The 19,108-nt window shown below is 38.9% G+C and carries 19 protein-coding genes and 1 pseudogene; 8 read left to right on the top strand and 12 right to left on the bottom strand.

Annotated features, from left to right (window positions below):
- Window positions 1-174 precede the first annotated feature (174 nt).
- Complete coding sequence (gene hpxO / locus ACTJJG_RS04185; RefSeq protein ID WP_032057105.1) at window positions 175-1,332, top strand: FAD-dependent urate hydroxylase HpxO; 1,158 nt, start codon at window positions 175-177, stop codon at window positions 1,330-1,332.
- A gap of 53 nt (window positions 1,333-1,385) precedes the next feature.
- Here hpxO and ACTJJG_RS04180 read toward each other — a convergent pair whose 3' ends face one another.
- From ACTJJG_RS04180 to puuE, 5 genes are all read right to left on the bottom strand, one after another.
- The gene (locus tag ACTJJG_RS04180) at window positions 1,386-2,111 is read right to left on the bottom strand and encodes an outer membrane protein OmpK (RefSeq protein WP_002121976.1); all 726 of its coding nucleotides are present in this window, start codon (window positions 2,109-2,111) and stop codon (window positions 1,386-1,388) included.
- A gap of 121 nt (window positions 2,112-2,232) precedes the next feature.
- On the bottom strand, window positions 2,233-3,600 hold the full coding sequence (locus tag ACTJJG_RS04175; protein WP_031949632.1) for a nucleobase:cation symporter-2 family protein: 1,368 nt from the start codon (window positions 3,598-3,600) through the stop codon (window positions 2,233-2,235).
- Between the two features lie 24 nt (window positions 3,601-3,624).
- The gene (gene uraH / locus ACTJJG_RS04170; protein ID WP_005066767.1) at window positions 3,625-3,948 is read right to left on the bottom strand and encodes a hydroxyisourate hydrolase; all 324 of its coding nucleotides are present in this window, start codon (window positions 3,946-3,948) and stop codon (window positions 3,625-3,627) included.
- On the bottom strand, window positions 3,945-4,448 hold the full coding sequence (gene uraD / locus ACTJJG_RS04165; RefSeq protein ID WP_014207943.1) for a 2-oxo-4-hydroxy-4-carboxy-5-ureidoimidazoline decarboxylase: 504 nt from the start codon (window positions 4,446-4,448) through the stop codon (window positions 3,945-3,947). The genes uraH and uraD overlap by 4 nt, the downstream gene beginning before the upstream one ends.
- Before the next feature lie 99 nt (window positions 4,449-4,547).
- On the bottom strand, window positions 4,548-5,513 hold the full coding sequence (gene puuE / locus ACTJJG_RS04160; protein WP_005804409.1) for an allantoinase PuuE: 966 nt from the start codon (window positions 5,511-5,513) through the stop codon (window positions 4,548-4,550).
- 252 nt (window positions 5,514-5,765) lie between these two features.
- On the opposite strand from puuE, the gene ACTJJG_RS04155 reads away from it, so the two are divergent.
- The 4 genes from ACTJJG_RS04155 (at window position 5,766) to dsbD (ending at window position 9,440) form a co-directional block, all read left to right on the top strand.
- The gene (locus ACTJJG_RS04155) at window positions 5,766-6,116 is read left to right on the top strand and encodes an HPF/RaiA family ribosome-associated protein (protein WP_001019316.1); all 351 of its coding nucleotides are present in this window, start codon (window positions 5,766-5,768) and stop codon (window positions 6,114-6,116) included.
- 153 nt (window positions 6,117-6,269) lie between these two features.
- On the top strand, window positions 6,270-6,815 hold the full coding sequence (locus ACTJJG_RS04150) for an ankyrin repeat domain-containing protein (RefSeq protein WP_005066773.1): 546 nt from the start codon (window positions 6,270-6,272) through the stop codon (window positions 6,813-6,815).
- Between the two features lie 12 nt (window positions 6,816-6,827).
- Window positions 6,828-7,595: a transporter gene (locus tag ACTJJG_RS04145; protein WP_069120254.1), complete on the top strand. Its 768-nt coding sequence runs from the start codon at window positions 6,828-6,830 to the stop codon at window positions 7,593-7,595.
- 18 nt (window positions 7,596-7,613) lie between these two features.
- Window positions 7,614-9,440, top strand: coding sequence for a protein-disulfide reductase DsbD (gene dsbD / locus ACTJJG_RS04140; RefSeq protein WP_032070465.1), 1,827 nt, complete (start codon window positions 7,614-7,616; stop codon window positions 9,438-9,440).
- Here the strand turns inward: dsbD and ACTJJG_RS04135 are convergent.
- Together ACTJJG_RS04135 and ACTJJG_RS04130 are read right to left on the bottom strand one after the other, a co-directional pair.
- Window positions 9,435-10,628, bottom strand: coding sequence for a GGDEF domain-containing protein (locus tag ACTJJG_RS04135; RefSeq protein WP_032057098.1), 1,194 nt, complete (start codon window positions 10,626-10,628; stop codon window positions 9,435-9,437). The genes dsbD and ACTJJG_RS04135 overlap by 6 nt on opposite strands.
- A 174-nt stretch (window positions 10,629-10,802) precedes the next feature.
- Complete coding sequence (locus ACTJJG_RS04130; RefSeq protein ID WP_004790086.1) at window positions 10,803-11,714, bottom strand: alpha/beta hydrolase; 912 nt, start codon at window positions 11,712-11,714, stop codon at window positions 10,803-10,805.
- Between the two features lie 152 nt (window positions 11,715-11,866).
- Between ACTJJG_RS04130 and ACTJJG_RS04125 the strand changes: the two genes are divergently transcribed.
- Window positions 11,867-12,304: a DUF2147 domain-containing protein gene (locus tag ACTJJG_RS04125; protein ID WP_002121971.1), complete on the top strand. Its 438-nt coding sequence runs from the start codon at window positions 11,867-11,869 to the stop codon at window positions 12,302-12,304.
- A gap of 38 nt (window positions 12,305-12,342) precedes the next feature.
- Here the strand turns inward: ACTJJG_RS04125 and ACTJJG_RS04120 are convergent, their stop codons facing one another.
- Together ACTJJG_RS04120 and ACTJJG_RS04115 are read right to left on the bottom strand one after the other, a co-directional pair.
- Complete coding sequence (locus ACTJJG_RS04120) at window positions 12,343-12,693, bottom strand: arsenate reductase (RefSeq protein ID WP_032057097.1); 351 nt, start codon at window positions 12,691-12,693, stop codon at window positions 12,343-12,345.
- 459 nt (window positions 12,694-13,152) lie between these two features.
- Window positions 13,153-13,977: an exodeoxyribonuclease III gene (locus tag ACTJJG_RS04115; RefSeq protein WP_016142748.1), complete on the bottom strand. Its 825-nt coding sequence runs from the start codon at window positions 13,975-13,977 to the stop codon at window positions 13,153-13,155.
- Window positions 13,978-14,015: 38 nt separating this feature from the next.
- On the opposite strand from ACTJJG_RS04115, the gene pyrE reads away from it, so the two are divergent.
- Window positions 14,016-14,666 (top strand): orotate phosphoribosyltransferase, encoded by a 651-nt coding sequence (gene pyrE / locus ACTJJG_RS04110; protein WP_000211305.1) that lies wholly within the window; start codon window positions 14,016-14,018, stop codon window positions 14,664-14,666.
- 51 nt (window positions 14,667-14,717) lie between these two features.
- Here the strand turns inward: pyrE and ACTJJG_RS04105 are convergent, their stop codons facing one another.
- The 3 genes and pseudogenes from ACTJJG_RS04105 to ACTJJG_RS04095 form a co-directional block, all read right to left on the bottom strand.
- Entirely contained in the window at window positions 14,718-15,002 is a 285-nt protein-coding gene (locus tag ACTJJG_RS04105; RefSeq protein ID WP_227502952.1) for a surface-adhesin E family protein, read from the bottom strand.
- Between the two features lie 330 nt (window positions 15,003-15,332).
- On the bottom strand, window positions 15,333-17,522 hold the full coding sequence (locus ACTJJG_RS04100) for a TonB-dependent receptor (protein ID WP_032057095.1): 2,190 nt from the start codon (window positions 17,520-17,522) through the stop codon (window positions 15,333-15,335).
- A gap of 230 nt (window positions 17,523-17,752) precedes the next feature.
- Window positions 17,753-17,965: pseudogene (locus tag ACTJJG_RS04095) on the bottom strand (DUF1737 domain-containing protein).
- Between the two features lie 160 nt (window positions 17,966-18,125).
- On the opposite strand from ACTJJG_RS04095, the gene gshB reads away from it, so the two are divergent.
- On the top strand, window positions 18,126-19,070 hold the full coding sequence (gshB, locus tag ACTJJG_RS04090) for a glutathione synthase (RefSeq protein ID WP_032057094.1): 945 nt from the start codon (window positions 18,126-18,128) through the stop codon (window positions 19,068-19,070).
- Window positions 19,071-19,108: the final 38 nt, after the last annotated feature.

Genomic DNA, 19,108 nt, shown 5'->3' with positions numbered 1-19,108 from the left:
AAAACATGATTTTTCATTTAAAACTGCGCTAACACGGAGCGTGCCAAGTCGAGTTTTACACGTAAATATATAAGCATGGTGCATGCCAGTTTTGTGGAAAAGCTAAATAAATTTTGAACGATGGCATGTTTTTAGCATAAGCACCCTATAGGTGAATATCTATAGGAGAGTGTTATGAATGTGGTGATTATTGGTGCAGGAATGGGAGGTCTAACCACAGGCATTGCATTAAAGAAATTTGGTCACCAAGTTCGAATTTTTGAGCAAACTGAAAAAATTCTTCCTGTCGGCGCGGCAATTTCGCTGTGGTCGAATGGTGTGAAATGTCTGAACTATCTGGGATTAACTGACAAAATCGCCAAACTTGGTGGACAAATGGATGATTTGGCCTATGTGGACGGTTTAACTGGAGATGTGATGACACAATTCAGTTTACTACCATTAATTGAAGAAGTAGGCCAAAGACCTTATCCAGTTGCACGTGCCGATTTACAAAATATGCTGATGGATGAGTTTGGACGAGACCAAATTTATCTAGGCAAAAAAATGGTGAGCCTTGAAGACAAGACCGATTCTGTCGAGGTGCATTTTGCAGATGGTAGTTCAACGCAGGCTGACTTATTGATTGGGGCGGATGGTACTCACTCACTAACCCGTACCTATGTGTTAGGTCAGCAAGTACAGCGCCGTTATGCGGGTTATGTGAACTGGAATGGCTTGGTTGAGATCTCTGAAGATTTGGCTCCGGCCCAGCAATGGACGACTTATGTGGGCGAAGGCAAGCGTGCTTCTTTAATGCCAGTTGCAGATGGAAAGTTCTATTTCTTTTTAGATGTGCCTTTACCAGCAGGATTAGATAATAATCGAGATGAATATAAAAAAATTTTAAAACAATATTTTGTTGATTGGTGCCAACCCGTACAGCAGCTTATTGAACGCTTAGACCCGCAAAAGACCAATCGGGTAGAAATACATGATATTGAACCGTTCACTCAATTTTATAAAGGTCGCGTGGTGATTTTGGGTGATGCTGCACACAGCACGACACCTGATATTGGGCAAGGCGGTTGCCAAGCCATGGAAGACGCGATTTATTTAGCGCGTTCTCTGCAAATTAATACTTTGGGGCTAGAGGATGCTTTACGTCGCTATCAAAACAAGCGCAATGAACGTGCTAATGAATTGGTACTTCGTGCGCGCAAACGTTGTGATGTGACACATATGAAAGATGAAGCCGTTACACAAGCATGGTATGAAGAATTACGCCGTGAACAAGGTGGACATATTATGCAGGGAATTATTAGCAATATTGTGGGTAATCCACTTGATTAAAAACAAAAACAGCAAGGAATTTTCCTTGCTGTTTTATCTTCTAAATTTAGATTTTAGAAGTGGTATTTAACCAATGCACTAACGTTATTTTCGTCGGCACCTTTAATACCAAATTTGTTATTCCACACTGAGTGCTCGATACCTAGGTATAGGCGTGTATCAGGAGAAATGTGTTTACCCACATTCCATTTCCACTGAGTTGTCCAGTTTAACTCGCTCGCATGGTCGCCTTCAGCAGTTGACCAGTCAAGGAAACCATCTACCAAGAAATCTTCAGATCCTAATTTTAATGGAATACCATAAACGAATGTCATTTGATAATCGTCGTCGATGTTCTCATTATTTGCACGGTAGAAGTTTAAATTTGCATATTGGAAATATGGGATATCTAAATCAACTGCAAAACCATAAAGGAAGTTGTCGAAGTTGTTGCCGTCTTCACTGTTACCTTCCCAAGTAGTACTAATGAGTACATCTTTGATTGGGCCATACGACAGTTTTTTACCAGAAACTTCGCCTAAACTTAGACGTGGTGATAACTCAAAGTAAGTACTCTTGTGGTCATTTTCACCACGCATGCGGTCCATAAAGAAAAACACATCAGCGTATTTAACTTTCGCAGCATATTCCAAAGTAATCGTAGTTTCTTTGTCATCTACAACTTCATAGTTTTCACCATAAAGTCCAGTCACACTAAAATCTTGCCAGATTGGTTTCGCCTGAACCATGGCAGTTGCAGATAACAAGGCACAAGTCGCCGCAAGTTGCTTTAATTGCATTTAAATGATCTCCCCCCAAATAAAGCACGCTAAGGATACAGGGTCTTAAGCAAAAATGAAGCCAAATTTGATCAACGGTTAAAAAAAAGCCCACCGAAGTGGGGCGCTAAAAACTAAATCTTTAATGAGTATTTCTTGTGTTTATTGTTTGGCTTAAATGTGGGGTACGCGAGCTGCGAAATGAGGGTAAATGATTAAATAGTAAATTCAACAAGATAGCAAAGATACATGTTGAACTAATGCCCGAATGGAACAAAGTTTGTACCCAAACTGGAAAATGAGCATAAAACTCATGGTTAATAATTGGGATCATCCCTGCTGATAAAGCGGTCGCGACAATAATCAAATTTTTCTGATCGTTATAATCTATTTTTGCCAAAGTGCGAATTCCACTCGCTGCAACCGACCCAAACAAGACCAAACCTGCACCACCGAGTACGGGCATTGGAATCGCTGCAATCAAACGACCCATAATAGGTAGTAGACCTAAAATAATCAGAATGACACCGCCTGCTGCGACTACAAAGCGGCTTTTGATGCCTGTAATCGCAACCAGTCCAACATTTTGGGCAAAAGCACTTTGCATGAAAGAACCAAAGATAGGCGCAAAAGCACTTGAGAACATATCTGCACGAACACCATTGGCGATACGTTTTGAATCGACTTCAGTTCCTACAATGTCTCCGACAGCAATAATATCGGCTGTGGTTTCCGTCATAATCACTAAGGTAACGATTAGCATCGATAAAATTGCACTTAGCTCGAAAGTCGGTAAACCAAATGCAAATAAGTGTGGAAATTGGAGCCATGCGCCTGAACTCACCTGACTAAAATCACCAAAACCCATGAAGTAGGCGAGGGTAGTACCAGCCACAATAGCCAACAAAATTGATAAACGTCGAATGCTTGCTTGCGGCAGCATATTTAGAACAATCACAATGCCTAAGGTCAGCAGTGCCAAAGAGATATTTTCTACGCTACCCCAGTCGGGCGCTTTGTTGTTGCCACCCATCATCCAGCGAATCGCAACAGGTAACAAAGATAGACCAATAATTGTGATGACGCATCCCGTCACAACAGGTGGGAAAAAACGAATAATTTTTGAAAAGTAAGGTGCAAGGCATAGCCCAATTAAAGAGGCTGCAATGACCGCGCCGTAGACAGCAGGTAAACCACCGCCTGTAGTGATAATGGCGACCATGGTGGCCACACCCGCAAAAGATACACCCTGTACCAGAGGTAATTTTGCGCCTAAATATTTGGTTCCGATTGTTTGGATCAGGGTTGCCAATCCACCTACAAATAGGGCCGCTGCAATTAACATTCCGATTTGTGCTGAGCTTAAGCCAGCTGCCGTTCCAATAATCAAAGGCGGGGCTACAATGCCACCATACATGGTCAGCACATGCTGTAAGCCGTAAGCAAAACTTTTGGAAATTCCTAAATATTCATGCTCTGGAGAAATTGCATTTTTTTGCTGATGATTCATATTTTTCTCCTATTTATAATTGAGTTAGCTACCGCGATAAGTGGAGTAAGCAAATGGGCTAATCAGTAATGGAATGTGATAATGCTGATTGATGTCTTCTATAAAAAATTGGATACAAACACGTGGGAAAAAAGTTTTGACTTGCTGCGATGAAAAATAAGGGGCAATTTCAAATTCAAGTTGATAAGCACCTTCTGCAAAGTCTGTTATTCCAAAATCACTCACTCGACCATCTTGATTGGTGGTTGCTGTTGCTATCAGCTCATGGGTTGCTGCATGAAACAACTTCACTTCTACGTCTGCAGCTGGTTTACCTAAATTCGTATCTAAAATATGAGTGCTGATCATGCTTGTATTTCCTGAGATAGACGTAATAGAGCAATCGCTGCAAGTTGCTCATGTACAATTGTTTTTTCGATAGCCAAGTCGTTTTGTAGTCGTTCATGTAGCTTTTTTAAAATTTCATCGCTACTAAGGCCTGCCGCTTTAATTAAAAAAATAAAGCCAAACTTTTGTTCATAATCCATGTTGCCTTGTAGCAGAGCCTGTTGTGTTAGTTCATCTAAAGAAATGCCAGCTTGTTCTTTAGATGAAAAATCTTGCTCTTTTGCATTGAGTTGTTTTTTAGCTTGGCGTTCACCAATTTTTGGATGGGTTGCTAAAGCCGCTAGTATCTCTTGCCATGACCACATTTGACTTAACTGTTCTGCATATTCCAAAAGTGATGCTTTTGTTGAATAGGGACGATTTGAGATGATTTTTTCGGCCCATGCTTGAATGTGGACACAGTTTTTTAACAAAGTCTTGAGTTGTTCTGGTGGGGCTTGATTAAACTCGGCTAAAAACACTGTTATTCCTAAACTCGTTGTCTTGATATAGAGTTTTAGCAATAACAGTGCCAATAGCGAGTTTTGGTTCGCTTAAGAATTTTGAAAATTAAAAATCAATTATTTAGTTATGTGATTTTTATACCAATGTTCAGCAATTTCCTGACGACGACATATCCAGACCCGATCGTGCATTTGAATATAGTCGAGAAATTTCTGTAGTGCTTTAAAACGGCCCGGACGCCCTAAAATGCGGCAATGCATTCCAATCGACATCATTTTTGGTGCAGTTTCTCCCTCTGCATACAACACATCAAAACTATCTTTCAAATATTGAAAAAACTGTTCTGAACTATTAAATCCGCCTGGTGAACAGAACTTCATGTCGTTACATTCTAAAGTGTAAGGAATAATCAGATGAGGACGTGATGCGCCATCAGCATTGGTAAGCGTTGTCCAAAAAGGCAGGTCATCACCATAATAATCTGAGTCATATTGTATTTGTGGAAACTCTGCGAGTAACTGACGTGTATTGGGGCTGTCACGTCCGGTGTACCAACCTATCACTTTATTTTCAAACAGGTTTTCTAAGACAGTTAAAGCCTGCTCCATATGCTGTTTTTCGACTTCAATATCGGTATCTTGATAGTGAAGCCAGCGGTAACCATGAGAAACCACATCATAATCAGCTTGCTTAATCGCTTCTACAATATAAGGGTTGCGAGCAAGTGCCATTGCAACCCCAAAAATGGTCATTGGAAGTTTGCGCTTTTGGAATTCACTATGAATGCGCCAAAAACCAGCACGTGAACCATATTCGTACATAGAGTCCATCGACATATGTTTAGCTGGGTAACTTGCAGCGCCAATAATCTCTGATAAAAACTGTTCGGAGCCCTCATCGCCATGCTCTATATGTTTTTCGCCACCTTCTTCATAATTAAGCACAAATTGCACAGCAACCTTGGCATTATTAGGCCATTTAACTTGTGGTGGTTGTCCGTGATATCCGATTAAATCACGTGAATAAGGAGACTTCTGGATTTGCTCAATAAGCTCTGCTCCAGATAGATAAGATTTGGACACGATTGCTCTCCTTTTGTTCAATTTTTCATAAAAATTTAAAAAATCAGCTTGCATATTTTTATAGATGGACTGATATTGAAGGTATGAAGATCTTCAAAATAAATTAAAAGCAGTACGTTTAAGTCAGGAGATAACAAACCATTACACCATCAAAATGTACAATTGAAGTCAGTTCATGCATGCTTAAAACATGCCAACATAAAAAAGTTTTGCATAGAAAAGATCCACAGTAAGAAAGAGAGGATGGTATTTATGAATATTGAAATCCGCACAGATAAAAACATCCATAACAGCGAACGTTTAATTACTTATGTACGTGCAGAACTTACTCAAGAATTCCAACGTCATAGCGAACGTATTACGCATTTTTCGGTTCATTTTAGTGATGAAAATGGGGACAAAGGTGGTGACAAAGATATCCACTGTATGATTGAAGCGCGTCCTTCAGGTTTGAAACCAGTTGCAGTACATCATAAAGCAGGAAATATTGACGCCTCGATTCATGGCGCGATTGAAAAATTAAAACGTAGCCTTGAACATACTTTTGAGAAAAAAGAACACCCGAGAGGTGGTCAACCAGAATTCATTGATGATGAAGTTTAATTTAAAATGCTAAAAAGCCCTTCGGGGCTTTTTTTATATTTGATGAAAATAAAACTATTCACAACATTAGGTTTGCAATGCGATGCAATCAACCTCTAAAATCTTCAGAAGAGATTAGGCATAATAGTCCTAATATATTTTTGAGAGATGGTCATGTTAACCACCCAGCAGCAAGCTTTAATTAAAGCCATAGAAGAATTAGAACTCGCGCAAGTGCAAAAATTACTTGCTGAAGGACTTGATCCGAACTTTATTGATCCGGAACAAGGACCACCTGTATCAATCATTTGTGATGGAATTTTTAAATGGTGGGAAGATGTATCAGAAGCTTATGAAGCGGGTACACCACTATCAAAAGAAGAAAAGCAACAATCATTACAAGTTTACCTCGATATTCTCGAAGCTTTGATTCAAGCCAAAGCGAATGTACACCTTTGGGATGCAGAAGAGTTTTATGGACCTTTATGGGATGCGGCAAGCTCGGCATGTGCGCCAGCCGTTCAACGTTTATTAAATGAAAAAGTTGATCCAAACACACGCGATGAAGAGGGACTCACTATTTTATCTTCAATCAGTCAGTTGTTCTTTGATTGTGACTTTGATGAAATAGATTGGTCAGAAGCGCTTCAAGAAGAGCGTGAAACATTAGAATTATTGCGCCAACATGGGGCAAAAATGTCAAAAGAACTAACTACTTGATTGGATAATAGAATGAGAACATTTCAAATTTTAACTTTTGCTTTGACCACTGTTGCCGCAGGAAGTACTTTTGCTGCAGAGTTCTCTTTTGACCGCCCAGGTACTGGCTTTGGAACAGGGATTACTCCGGTTGGTAAATTGGCTTGGGAACAAAGTTTGCCAAGTGCAACTTATACAGAGTCAACGGTTGATGGCGTCAAAGAAAAGACCGTAACTGTAAATGAAGATATGTTATTCCGTACCGGTTTAGCCGACGGCTTGGAATTACAATTAGGTTGGCAAGGTCCAGCATGGACTCAAACTAAACGTGCTGGTAAAAAACATGACACGTCAGGCTTTGGTGATGTCAGCATCGGTTTGAAAAAAGCAATTGATCTAAATGATGAAAACTTATCAATGGCTGTGTTAGCTGAAGCGATCATTGCCACTGGAAATGATGAATTTACTGCACATGACGATATTTATAGCTTAAGTTCAGCAGTCGCTTATAAATATAATGACTTAGTCGGTACATCAATTACCATGCGCTACGAAGTACAAAATAGTAACTGGGCAGTAACTGCAATCCCGACGATTGATTATAAAATCGCAGGTAAGCTGTCAGGTTATTCCGAGTTTATTTACCGTAAAGCTGAAAGCCAAGACTACGAATATGGTTTAGGGACAGGTTTAGTCTACGCCGTAAATGATCGTACTCAGCTCGATGCAAGTATCGGGGTTGATTTAGAGGGTCAAGACAAGAGCTACAACGGTGGCTTAGGCGTGGCATTCTTGTTCTAATCGAAGCAATTTAAATTTATGTTAATGAAAAAGCTTATTCATCAGGGAATTCTTTATTTTCTAGCAGTTGCTGTTTGTGTGTTTAGCCAGTTGGTTTCTGCGCAAGATAAGCTACTCTCACCCGAACAAGCTTTTTCATTTTCGGTTGAATCCTCTGAGCCGCATACTGCGAGTTTGTCTTGGCAGATTCAGCCAAATTACTATCTTTATCAGCATAAATTTTCCGTACAACAAGGTACTCAACCTTTAACTTTAAAGTTACCTAAAGCGGTTGCCCAATATGATGAAAATTATGGGCAAAGTCAGGTTTACTACCATCAAGTTAATTTCCAAATTAAGACTAAGCCGTCAGAGCACTATAGTGTGACTTGGCAGGGCTGTGCCAAAGACCGTATTTGTTATCCACCTCAAACCATTGAGTTTCAAACCGATGCAGATGGCTTGGTGGGTGTGCAAAACCAAGCAGGAACAGCGCCAAAAAGATTACTAGATTTAGCGAATACACAATCCGACACTTCCTCGAGTTCAGAATCTTTAGAAAAAGAGCCGAGTACAGAGACAGCAGCTGATACAACTACACCTCAAATTGCACAAGATCAGATCTGGTCAGCTAAATTAATTGAACACTCGCTTTGGTATGGAGTTTTATTATTTTTAGGTTTAGGCATGTTGCTCGCATTTACGCCATGTTCTTTACCGATGCTTCCTATTTTAACTTCATTGATTATTCGCGAACATAAAGGTTTAAAGGCTTGGACCATTGCGCTTACTTTTGTGTGTAGCATGGCATTAGTTTATGCAGGCTTGGGTTTAATTGCTTCTTCGGCAGGCTTAAATTTCCAGCGCTGGTTACAACAGCCAGCGACTTTAATTGCTTTTAGTTTGCTGTTTATTGTTTTTGCTCTGAACTTATTTGGTTTGTTTGAGCTTCGTTTACCTCAGACATGGTTAAACCGACTTGACCGTATTCAGTCAATGCAACAAGGCGGCACGTTGGTCGGTGCTGGGGTTATGGGTGTCGTTTCTGCGCTTTTGGTGGGGCCTTGTATGACCGCACCTCTCGCTGGAACTTTATTATTTATTTCTCAAACGCAAAATCAGTGGCAAGGTGCTTTGCTTTTATTCTGCCTAGGCTTTGGAATGGGAATTCCGCTCCTGCTGGCAAGTATTTTAGGGGCAAAATTCTTGCCTAAAGCGGGCGACTGGATGCATCAGATTAAAGTAATTTTTGCTTTTCTGATGTTGGGATTAAGTCTTTATTTTATTCGTCCTTTGCTGCCAGATTTGGGCATGCAAGTGCTTAGCCTCGTATTAGGCCTTGCTTTTATAACCTATGCTGTTTATCAGTTTTTCTGGGAAAAAGGGCAGTTACAGTGGCTCTATGCGATTTTATTATTAATCGTTACCCCTTTTGTAGCCTATAACCAATATCAACACATTCAAAATCGAACTTTGCAAAGTTCTAATCATATGGCCGAGTGGCATATTGCAACTACAGCAGCGGACTTTGAGAAAATTTTAGCGGCAGCACCTACTGACCGAGCTATTGTGGTTGATATCTACGCAGATTGGTGTGTTGCCTGCCAACCGATTGAGCACCGTATTTTAAAAGCACCAGAGGTTCAATCTGCTCTTGCACCTTATTATTTAATTAAGCTTGATTTGAGCCATTATGACCAGTCGCATGAAGCACTACTCAAGCAGTGGAATATTTTAGGACCACCGACCTATTTATTTTTAAGTCCAGAGCAAAAAGAGATTCGTGCTTTACGTTTAACGGGCGCTTTTAGTCAGCAAGAGCTTTTGCAGCAACTTGCGAGTTTGGCAAAATTCAAAGAATCATAAGGTATCGATAGCTTCTGTCTGATGAAATGTACGTACCTGATTACGTCCTGAAGCTTTTACTGCATAGAGTGCTTGGTCAGCCTGCCGAATAACCAGATAAGGATCTTGTGCAAAAGCTGAACTGCTTATTCCAAAACTCGCACTAATGTGAATAGGATTATTTTGAGCGGTAAAAACAGGTAATTCTTGTAGGGCTTGGCGACAACGCTCAGCAATTTTTTCTGCTTGAATAATATCTGTATGGGGGAGTAGTAAAATAAATTCTTCTCCACCAAATCGACCAATAATATCCTCGCTACGCAAATTCTCAGAAAGACATTGAGCAATTTCAATTAAGACCTGATCACCTTGATGGTGGCCGTATATATCATTAATTTTTTTAAAATGATCGATATCAAGAAGTACCACAGCATAATCAAATTGTTGTTGGTGTAGCGACTCCAAATGCATGTTTAAACTACGTCTATTTAATACATTAGTTAATGGGTCGATTTGGCTTAAACGTTGAATATAAGTTTCTCGCTGACGCCATTGGGTGAGTAATATTTCAAATAAAACAAAACAGGCCAATAAAATAGGCATAATAAAAAAAGCCATACTTCCTAACCAGAAAGAATTGGTTTGGGCATGATCCATGGCTCTAAAATTAAATAGAGGTGCATACGCTAAAGCACCTGTCATACTTAAATATGTACAAACAGTTAAAATAATTGTGGCAGGTACAAGGGCGCTATAAACAATTTTACGGTCAAATAACACCAAACCCACCCCAATCGTACCCACATAACCGACCATAGTGGCAGGGCTGATACTGCCAATTAAATATCCATCATGACATAGCATAAGTGCAAAGAACTGCACGCTAATGAAAGGAATAACTTTTTGAGCCCATTCATCATTTTTGTAGCGGTAACAGGGAATAATCAAAAGGACTAATAAAAATAAGGTAAATAAATTGAGCCAGATTTGTGATTCAACTAAAGGTAAATTTGCCCATTGCCAGACACTTGGTGTAATTAAAATATAGCCTTTCCATAAAATCCAACTGAAATTCATTGCGCAAGCAAGTGTGAGCATCAGTGCGCTTTTTTGTAATGGCGTCCAGTTGATGATGTGATTATTGTGGATGAAATCGATTATCACCTGTTTTATTCTATTTACGGGATAAGTGATTAAACGATTTTTCATAATAAATAAGGGCTCCTAAATATAGATGCCTCTTTGTTAGACCATCCTAAAATTGGATTGTTTCAATAATTTATATTTTAAACATAACATGATTTTCAATTTATATATGATGACTTTTTATAAAGAAAATGATGTGAAAAGTTTTGAGGTCTATTCACATCATTTATAAATAAATTAAGTTTTATCGAGTTCGTGGGCAAATTCAGCAATATCTGCCAATGCTTGTTTAGCCTCATCAAACCATGCATTAAACATCTGGAAGTTATGCCACATGCCCGTATAAAGTTTGAATTGAACTTTAACGCCAGCATCTTCAGCTTTTTCTCTAAAACGCTTGGCATCGTCTAATAAGATTTCTTTAGAACCCACTTGAACTAAAGTAGGTGGTAGGCCATGCAAGTCATCGAAGATAGGGGAAACACGCGGGTCGTCGGCTGCGATGTGATTGCCTATATAGTACTGAGTGCCTGTTTGTAGTGCCTCAATTGATAATAAAGCATCATGTTTTTTGTTAAACCGAAGAGACTCACTCGTGAGTGTTAAATCCAAAAATGGAGACAACAAGATCAGGCCACTCGGCATGAGTTCAGGTTGTTCTTTTAAACGTAAGCAAAGTGCTAACGCTAAATTTGCCCCGCATGAATCACCCGATAAAATAATATCTTTCGGCTGAATACCTTGTACCACCAAAGACTGATAGATGTCATATAGGGCTTCAGTTGCCTCAGGGTAAGGATGTTCAGGTGCAAGCGGATAGTCCACATGAATAATCTGCATTTGAGTACGGGCAGCTAAATCCGTCATAAAAGCATGATGTGTTTTGACACTACCAAGGAAAAAAGCACCGCCGTGAATGTGAAAAATCAGTTGAGTTGCAGAATCTTGCGGTTTGATTTCTTCACCTTTAATACCTGCTAGTCGAATCGGGCGCACGGAAACATTTTTTTGTCGTGGGAAAGCACGACACATCTGATCTAGCACAGGACGTAAGGCAGTAGCCGGCAAATTTAGCTGGCTTGGCTTGCGAATTGTTGTTTTAAGAAAAGTTTCTGTAAAATAATATTTCCAAACATTTGATATATTCATATAGCATCCATTTTTATGCTAGTTTCTTGTTTTCTTGTAAATTTTATTTTGCAAGATTACAAGGTTACACGAAACAGTCACATTCAAAAATTGCAATATCTTTGCGACTTCTGAATACTGAAAATCTTGAAAGACCCAAGGATATTACAAAAATGAAAAAGATTGCTTTAGCTTTAGGACTCATTGGTATGGCTGCATTTGCCAATGCGGCTGATTCACTCAATGGAACGGTATGGAAAACGATTGATGATCAGACCAACAAGCCAAAAGCCGTAGTGAAATTTACGGAACAGAAGGACGGAACCTTAACTGCAACCATTCAGAACATTTTGACACCGGGTGAAGAAAACGCTTGTACAAAATGTGAAGGTCCGTACAAAAACAAACCGCTTAAAGGTGTCACCATTGTACATAATTTAAAAAATGTAGGTGGTAACAGTTATGAAAACGGTACGATTTTAGACCCAAAATCAGGTAAAACTTACAAACTGAAAGGTGAGTTAACCGATGGCGGCAAAAAGCTTAAATTACGTGGTTATATTGGCGTTTCTGCACTTGGTCGTAACCAAACGTGGATTCGCGCGAACTAAAAGTTTTAATAAAAAAACGAGCCAAATGGCTCGTTTTTTTAGGCTTGAATATTTTGATAGGCGGTTTCATCAAAACCCACAATAAAACCCTGTGAAGTTTTTAAAATAGGTCTTTTAATCAAACTTGGTTGAGCAATGAGTGCTTCAATCAGGTGATCTTCACTGCTTAGAGCACGATTTTGTTCTTCTTCTGAAAGCTTGCGCCAAGTCGTTCCTTTTTTGTTGAGAACGGTATCTTTTCCAATTTCTTTTAACCAGATTTTTAAAGTATCTGCATCAATGCCTTGTTTTTTATAATCATGAAAATCATAGTTAAGCCCTTTAGCCTGTAAGGCATCAAATGCTTTTTTCATTGAGTTACAGTTTTTAATTCCATAAATTTTTAACATTTTATCGGACCATGTCAAAAAGAGAGAGCACACAGCCTAACCCAAAATGCTTTTAAGCACTACTTTATACCGATACTTTTAAAACAAATGAAAATTAATGATTAATCGAAAGAGAAATGTCATGTTATTGTCATAAGACAAGGTAATAATGAGCTTAATAAGAAGAAGTTAAAACTAAAAGAACAAAGAACTTAGCGCAAAATAAGAGACAGAAAAGAGAAAACCCGCATTTAATCATCCTGATCATGCGGGTCTCATTTCAACGTCCAATGTCACATCCTTGCAAATAAACTTATCATAAGTTTATTTTATCTTCCTACGGCGTCCTATCCTTTTGCGTCATCCTGACTGCTTCCCTGTGCCGTGGGGCTATAATGCCGTTAAAGCTGTGTGAGAAAAATACTCAAAAACGACATATGCTGTAAGCGAAAACGACAATGTAAGTGAACGAGTGTTCACTTATTCTTGAATTTTATAGTCAATAATAACGGGTGCATGGTCGCTAAACCATTGATCTTTATAAACCCAAGCATTAATTGTACGTGCTTTCCAGTCTGGCGAGCATGCATGGTAATCAATACGCCACCCTACATTTTTTGCACGAGCTTGACCGCGATTTGACCACCACGAATAAAGTTCTGCTTCTGCGCGAACTACACGGAAAGTATCGACATAGCCAAGTTCATCATAGATATGATCAAGCCAAGCACGTTCATGTGGTAAACAACCAGATGATTTCTGGTTACCTGACCAGTTTTTGATATCTATTCGTTTATGAACAATGTTGTAGTCACCACAAATGATGACTGACTTGTTTTCATCACGCCATTGTTTCAGAATTTTTGCGTATTCACCTAAAAATAAATCTTTACGTGCTTGCGCTTCTTCACCACTTGAGCCCGAAGGTAAGTATAATGACGCAATATGTACCGGATGTGACAAACCTAAATCGAATTCCGCAGAAATAAAGCGGCCTTGACTGTCAGCCAGCTCAAACCCTAAACCATCTTTAACAGAGACGAAGGGTAGACGGCTATATATCGCAGTCCCCGCATAACCTGCACGCTCTGCTGGAAAGAGATGGGTATGCCATCCTTCGGGTCTAAATTTTTCAGTCCATTGTTCATGGGTAATGCGGCTTTCCTGCATGCATACGACATCGGCATCTGATTGTTCTAACCATTCAAGTAAGCCTTTCGTTACTGAAGAACGTAAGCCATTTACGTTAATGGAAACGACTCGAAGAATTTTTACATCACTTGGATACTGATCCTTTGGTATCATGCGAAAATTTAACCTCAATTGTGAATTTGGAGCACCTCATGACAACGCCTGTGTCATTTCACCCGCAAGCATTTATCGAACTCGCATTATCACGCGGTGTGCTTAAATTTGGTGAGTTTACTTTAAAATCTGGACGCGTGAGTCCTTATTTTTTTAATGCAGGCCTACTCAACGATGGTGAAGCTTTATCTCTTTTAGCGCAAGGCTATGCTGATAAATTAACACAATGTGAAAATGTTGATGTGATTTTTGGACCAGCTTACAAAGGTATTCCATTTGTAGCTGCGACTGCTGTTGCTTTGTCTCAAGTCCATAACAAAAGCGTGCCATGGGGCTTTAACCGTAAAGAAGCGAAAGATCATGGCGAAGGCGGTGTTTTAGTTGGTGCTGCGGTTGAAGGCAAAAAGGTCTGGATTATTGATGATGTAATTACCGCAGGTACAGCGATTCGCGAAGTGGTAACGATTTTGAAAAATGCCGGTGCAACTATTGCGGGTGTTTTGGTTGCGCTAGATCGTCAAGAACGTGGTCAAGGTGAACTTTCTGCAATTCAAGAAGTTCAAAAAGAATTAGAAATCCCTGTACATGCACTGATTACCATGAAAGATTTAATGGATTATTTGGAAGCGAAAGGTGAAAAAGAAGCGCTAGCAAACATGCAAGCTTATCGTGAAAAATACGGGATTTGATTTTTAATAATATAAAAGGAAGGAGCGCTTGAGCTCTTCTTCCTTTTATGACTAATTATTTTTTATGTAGTTCAGAACACATGCCATTTCTAAAATTCTATTTGCCATAGAATTAGGAATAGCTGGTACTTCTTTTGGAAATTCTACTTCTTCTATTGAAAATATTTTAGAATTCGTAATTGAATAAGTTGCAGTAGACAACAACATCATTTTTTTATTTTTGCAGTCAAATTGCCATAACCCTATAGAGTTTAAATCTCCTAGATTGACTGATGTAGTTTTAACAGGGGCTATTACGATGGAATCTGAAATAGATTTAATTAGTTGATAACTCAAATAATGAATTTTTGTATCATCTCTAGCATAACTGATCCATCCTTTGTTGAGGTTGTCTTTAATACTATTTTGCTGTTGTTTTGATAATTTTTGATATGTATCAATTGAAAGAGTAATGATTTTTGCCTCTGTTGATAGCGATAAAAAAAAATAATAAAAAAGTTAAAATAAACTGTTTATTCATATTGTTGATTTAATTGGTATCTTTAATGAGGAAAGTATAATCTAAAAATTAAATATTTTATTTATTGAAGATAAAAAACTTGTTTCTTTTATTATTAAAAACAAAAAGCATACCCCTAAATAGGGGTATGCTTTTTTAATATTTACTTAAAACTGATAATTCAAACGCAATAACACATTACGTGGAGTGCCTGGCATGCTGTCCGAACGCCAATATTCTTTATTAGTTAGGTTATTCACTGCAAGTGTGACATTCCATGGGTCTGCACTATAACCAATCGCTGCATCGACACGGTTAAATCCTTCCATTTTTACTTGATTATTAATATTTGGATAATAAGACCCGACATAGGTTACGCCCACCTCGGTATACCACTGCTCGGTTGGTAAATAACGAACAAATAAATTACCCGTGTTTTTAGATGTATTTGCTAAATAGTTACCTTCTTGTTCAGGCTTTTGTTTGTCTTCTTTTACTTTTGCATCTGTGTAACCATAGCCACCGCGGACAAAGACATTATCAAGTACGCGGCCAATAAAGCTAAATTCGAGACCACGAGATTGATGTTGACCAGCAGTTGCCCACACATCTGGTTGCTCATTAGGATTTGGTTTATAGCGGATATTATTTTTACGAATATCAAAAACAGAAAATTGAGTATTTAAACGACTATCTAACCATTCGCTTTTTACTCCGACTTCATATTGCTCGTTATATTGAGGTTCTTTATCCATTTTTGTGACATCGGTGCTTGCAGTGACTTGGTTAACACCCATTTGTCCGCCAAATGGTGCAAAGCTCTTAGAGTAAGAGGTATAAAAGCTATGTTCCAGAAGCGGTTGCCATACAAAACCCACATTTGGGCTAAAGCTGCCATCTTTTACATTACGATGTTCATTCTTAATTTTGTTAGTAGTTGAAAAGTCAAAGTAATCGTAGCGGATGCCCATCATCAGTTTAAGTTGGTCATTTAGACCAATTAAATCTTGAATAAATACGCCGTAAGTTGTGCCTTCATTATAGTTATGCTGACTAATTTCTAATGGGCCATTGCCACGACTGTACTCTCGTTCACCAGTGATTGGATTAACGTAACCATAAATGGCTGACCCATTTTGAGTTTTATTGGCTAGACGTGGCTCTCGTTGCTCATAAGTCCAGTCTGTACCCACCATAATTTGGTGTTCAAGCGAGCCTGTTTTGAACTTGCCCTTAATATCAAAGGTATTGGTGGTGGTCTTATTGCTGGTTTGTTGCCAGTAGTAAATTTGGTCGACGTAACCTTTTTTAGTACAAGACTCATTCTTTGAGTTTTTACCATCTAAACCACAATAAGTTCCAAAATAAAAGTGGTCAAAGTTTTGTTCTGCTTGTCGGTAACTTGCTGCCCAGTGAAAGTTCCAATCAGGCGCATATTGATAATTCACATCGGTGCGGACCACTTGCAAAATATCATCCACATAATCGCCGTCTTGGGCAAATCCCATTTTAATTGAAGTCCCTGCAGGCAGAATGTCACGTGATGGTCCGCGATCAGGTACACGACCTAATTTGTCATAGGTGTATTGTGTGGTCCAAGTGAGTGTTCCATCATCATTTTTATAGGTGAAACTTGGTGAAAACATTTCAATTTTATTTTCAATGCCAGAGCGGAAGCTGCCTGACTCGCCATATTCTCCAGTTAAACGTACTGCTAGATTGTCATTAAGTACTTGGTTGATGTCAGCCGTTGTTCCGTAGTTATCATATGAACCAGCGTACGCACCAACTGAACTTTTAGAGTCAAAATTGGCGAATTTACTCACCATATTCACAACCCCGCCGCCAGCACTACGGCCATATAAAACAGAGGCGGGGCCTTTTAAAATTTCAATACGTTCGATATTTGCTGTACTACGACGTACTTGTCCGCTTTCACGTATGCCATCACGGTAAATATCACCTGTATCAGCACCAAAGCCACGAATTGTGATGCCATCACCGCGCATATCGTAACTGGTTGATACGCCAGGGGTGCCTTGCAGCATAACGCTTAAATCATTTGATCCATAAATTTTATATTTCTGAACATCAATTGTATCAATGGTTTGAGGAATATCTTTTTTGTCTAAACCATTACGTGTGACATTGGCTTTATCATAGTCGATATAACTTTTAATTGGGTCGAGCTCACTCATTGCCTCAATTTTTATGGTGGGCATGGTAGCTGCCACTTTTGCGGCTGAATCAGTCGGTTCCTCTGCGTAGGCACCTTGAATATTCAAGATCATTAAACTGAGTAAGCTCAGCGGGAAAAGACGCTTCATTTGGGGAGATGGTATAGAAATTCTTAACATAAAAATAAAATCAATTAACAAAAATAAAAGTATAAATGATAATTATAATCATTTAATTGTTTAGAATAAAAGAACTATTACCTTAAAAAATGACATATTTATTTTTTAATAACTGATTTTTAGTAAGTTAATTAGCAAATTAAATGAATTGTATGAGTTGACTCATTAGTTTTTCTTGTTAATTGGGGTTTAAAGGGGACTTTTTACCGATTAAAAGCACCCTTCTGGAATTACGCGTTATTTTTGAGAACATCTAAAATATCCATTTCTGGATCATAATTTTCATCAATTGTTTTGCAAATTGCTTGTCCCACAATGACATGCGTGCCGTTAAAGGTCATAGTGGGTGCTTCATATAACTCCCAGTCATGATTCAGAGCTTTAGTCACTCATGCACAAAAAGCAGAGTCATCGGGGCCAGTTAAATAGCGATAAAGTTTCATGTTTAGCCTTTAAAAATAATATTTTATGATCATAGTTTAACTGAATTTACCTTAATTCAAGATAAAGAAATAACCGATAAGGTTTTACTGAAATTAAGAAAAACCAGTGAAAAATCTCAGTTATACTCATGCTAATTTAAATTTTAAGAAGAGCTTGAGCATGCGTGTACTTGTCATCATGGATCCGATTGAAACCGTAAACCTTAAAAAGGATTCAACCATGGCAATGTTGTGGGCGGCGAGCCGTCGTGGACATGAATTAGGTTATGCATTACAACAAGATTTATATATCGATCAAGGCAAAGCTTACGGCCTCATTTCACCGTTAAAGGTGTTCGAAGATTACAACCATTACTATGAGCTGGGCGAAAAGAAAAAGGAATCAATTGCGGCTTACGATGTTGTGCTCATGCGTAAAGATCCGCCGTTTGACATGAATTTTGTCTACACGACTTACGTGCTTGAGCAAGCTGAGCGCGAAGGTTCATGGATTATTAATAAGCCTCAATCACTGCGTGATTGCAATGAAAAACTCTTTGCAACGCAGTTTCCAGAGCTACAAGTGCCTACACTTGTAACATCTCAACAAAGTTTAATTCGTGAATTTATTAAAGAACATGGCGATGTAATCGTTAAGCCACTTGATGGTATGGGTGGTATGGGAATTTTCCGTTTATATCAAGATGGTGTAAATATTGGTTCTACCCTAGAAATGCTTACAGAGCTAGGTACTCGTCCAATTATGGCTCAGCGTTACATTCCTGAAATTGTAGAGGGGGATAAGCGTATTTTAATGGTAAATGGCGAACCTGTTCCTTACTGTCTAGCTCGTATTCCACAAAATGGTGAAGTACGCGGTAACTTGGCGGCAGGTGGTTTAGGCCAAGCGCGTCCGCTTACTGAAAATGATAAGTTGATCGCAGCGAAAATCGGGCCTTTCTTACGCGAAAAAGGTTTAGTTTTTGTAGGCTTAGATGTGATTGGTAATTATGTCACTGAAATTAATGTCACTAGTCCAACCTGCATCCGCGAAATTGATGCTCAATTTGGTACATCAATTGCCGATGATCTATTTGATGTATTAGAAGCTGGCCGTACAGCTTAATTATTTATTTCAGGTGATTTTCAGCGGTATTTATTGGA

The sequence above is a fragment of the Acinetobacter sp. 22512 genome (assembly GCF_052044755.1).
In the GTDB taxonomy this organism is placed as follows: Bacteria; Pseudomonadota; Gammaproteobacteria; order Pseudomonadales; family Moraxellaceae; genus Acinetobacter; species Acinetobacter pittii.
Note: the sequence above shows the minus strand (reverse complement) of the source record. Positions and strands in the feature narration are given on the sequence as shown.

Excerpts from the sequence above, each read along its gene's own strand:
- hpxO (WP_032057105.1), top strand. The coding sequence starts at position 175 with ATGAATGTGGTGATTATTGGTGCAGGAATGGGAGGTCTAACCACAGGC.
- ACTJJG_RS04180 (WP_002121976.1), bottom strand. The coding sequence starts at position 2,111 with ATGCAATTAAAGCAACTTGCGGCGACTTGTGCCTTGTTATCTGCAACT.
- ACTJJG_RS04175 (WP_031949632.1), bottom strand. The coding sequence starts at position 3,600 with ATGAATCATCAGCAAAAAAATGCAATTTCTCCAGAGCATGAATATTTA.
- uraH (WP_005066767.1), bottom strand. The coding sequence starts at position 3,948 with ATGATCAGCACTCATATTTTAGATACGAATTTAGGTAAACCAGCTGCA.
- ACTJJG_RS04155 (WP_001019316.1), top strand. The coding sequence starts at position 5,766 with ATGAATATTGAAATCCGCACAGATAAAAACATCCATAACAGCGAACGT.
- ACTJJG_RS04150 (WP_005066773.1), top strand. The coding sequence starts at position 6,270 with ATGTTAACCACCCAGCAGCAAGCTTTAATTAAAGCCATAGAAGAATTA.
- ACTJJG_RS04145 (WP_069120254.1), top strand. The coding sequence starts at position 6,828 with ATGAGAACATTTCAAATTTTAACTTTTGCTTTGACCACTGTTGCCGCA.
- dsbD (WP_032070465.1), top strand. The coding sequence starts at position 7,614 with ATGTTAATGAAAAAGCTTATTCATCAGGGAATTCTTTATTTTCTAGCA.
- ACTJJG_RS04135 (WP_032057098.1), bottom strand. The coding sequence starts at position 10,628 with ATGAAAAATCGTTTAATCACTTATCCCGTAAATAGAATAAAACAGGTG.
- ACTJJG_RS04130 (WP_004790086.1), bottom strand. The coding sequence starts at position 11,714 with ATGAATATATCAAATGTTTGGAAATATTATTTTACAGAAACTTTTCTT.
- ACTJJG_RS04125 (WP_002121971.1), top strand. The coding sequence starts at position 11,867 with ATGAAAAAGATTGCTTTAGCTTTAGGACTCATTGGTATGGCTGCATTT.
- ACTJJG_RS04120 (WP_032057097.1), bottom strand. The coding sequence starts at position 12,693 with ATGTTAAAAATTTATGGAATTAAAAACTGTAACTCAATGAAAAAAGCA.
- ACTJJG_RS04115 (WP_016142748.1), bottom strand. The coding sequence starts at position 13,977 with ATGATACCAAAGGATCAGTATCCAAGTGATGTAAAAATTCTTCGAGTC.
- pyrE (WP_000211305.1), top strand. The coding sequence starts at position 14,016 with ATGACAACGCCTGTGTCATTTCACCCGCAAGCATTTATCGAACTCGCA.
- ACTJJG_RS04100 (WP_032057095.1), bottom strand. The coding sequence starts at position 17,522 with ATGTTAAGAATTTCTATACCATCTCCCCAAATGAAGCGTCTTTTCCCG.
- gshB (WP_032057094.1), top strand. The coding sequence starts at position 18,126 with ATGCGTGTACTTGTCATCATGGATCCGATTGAAACCGTAAACCTTAAA.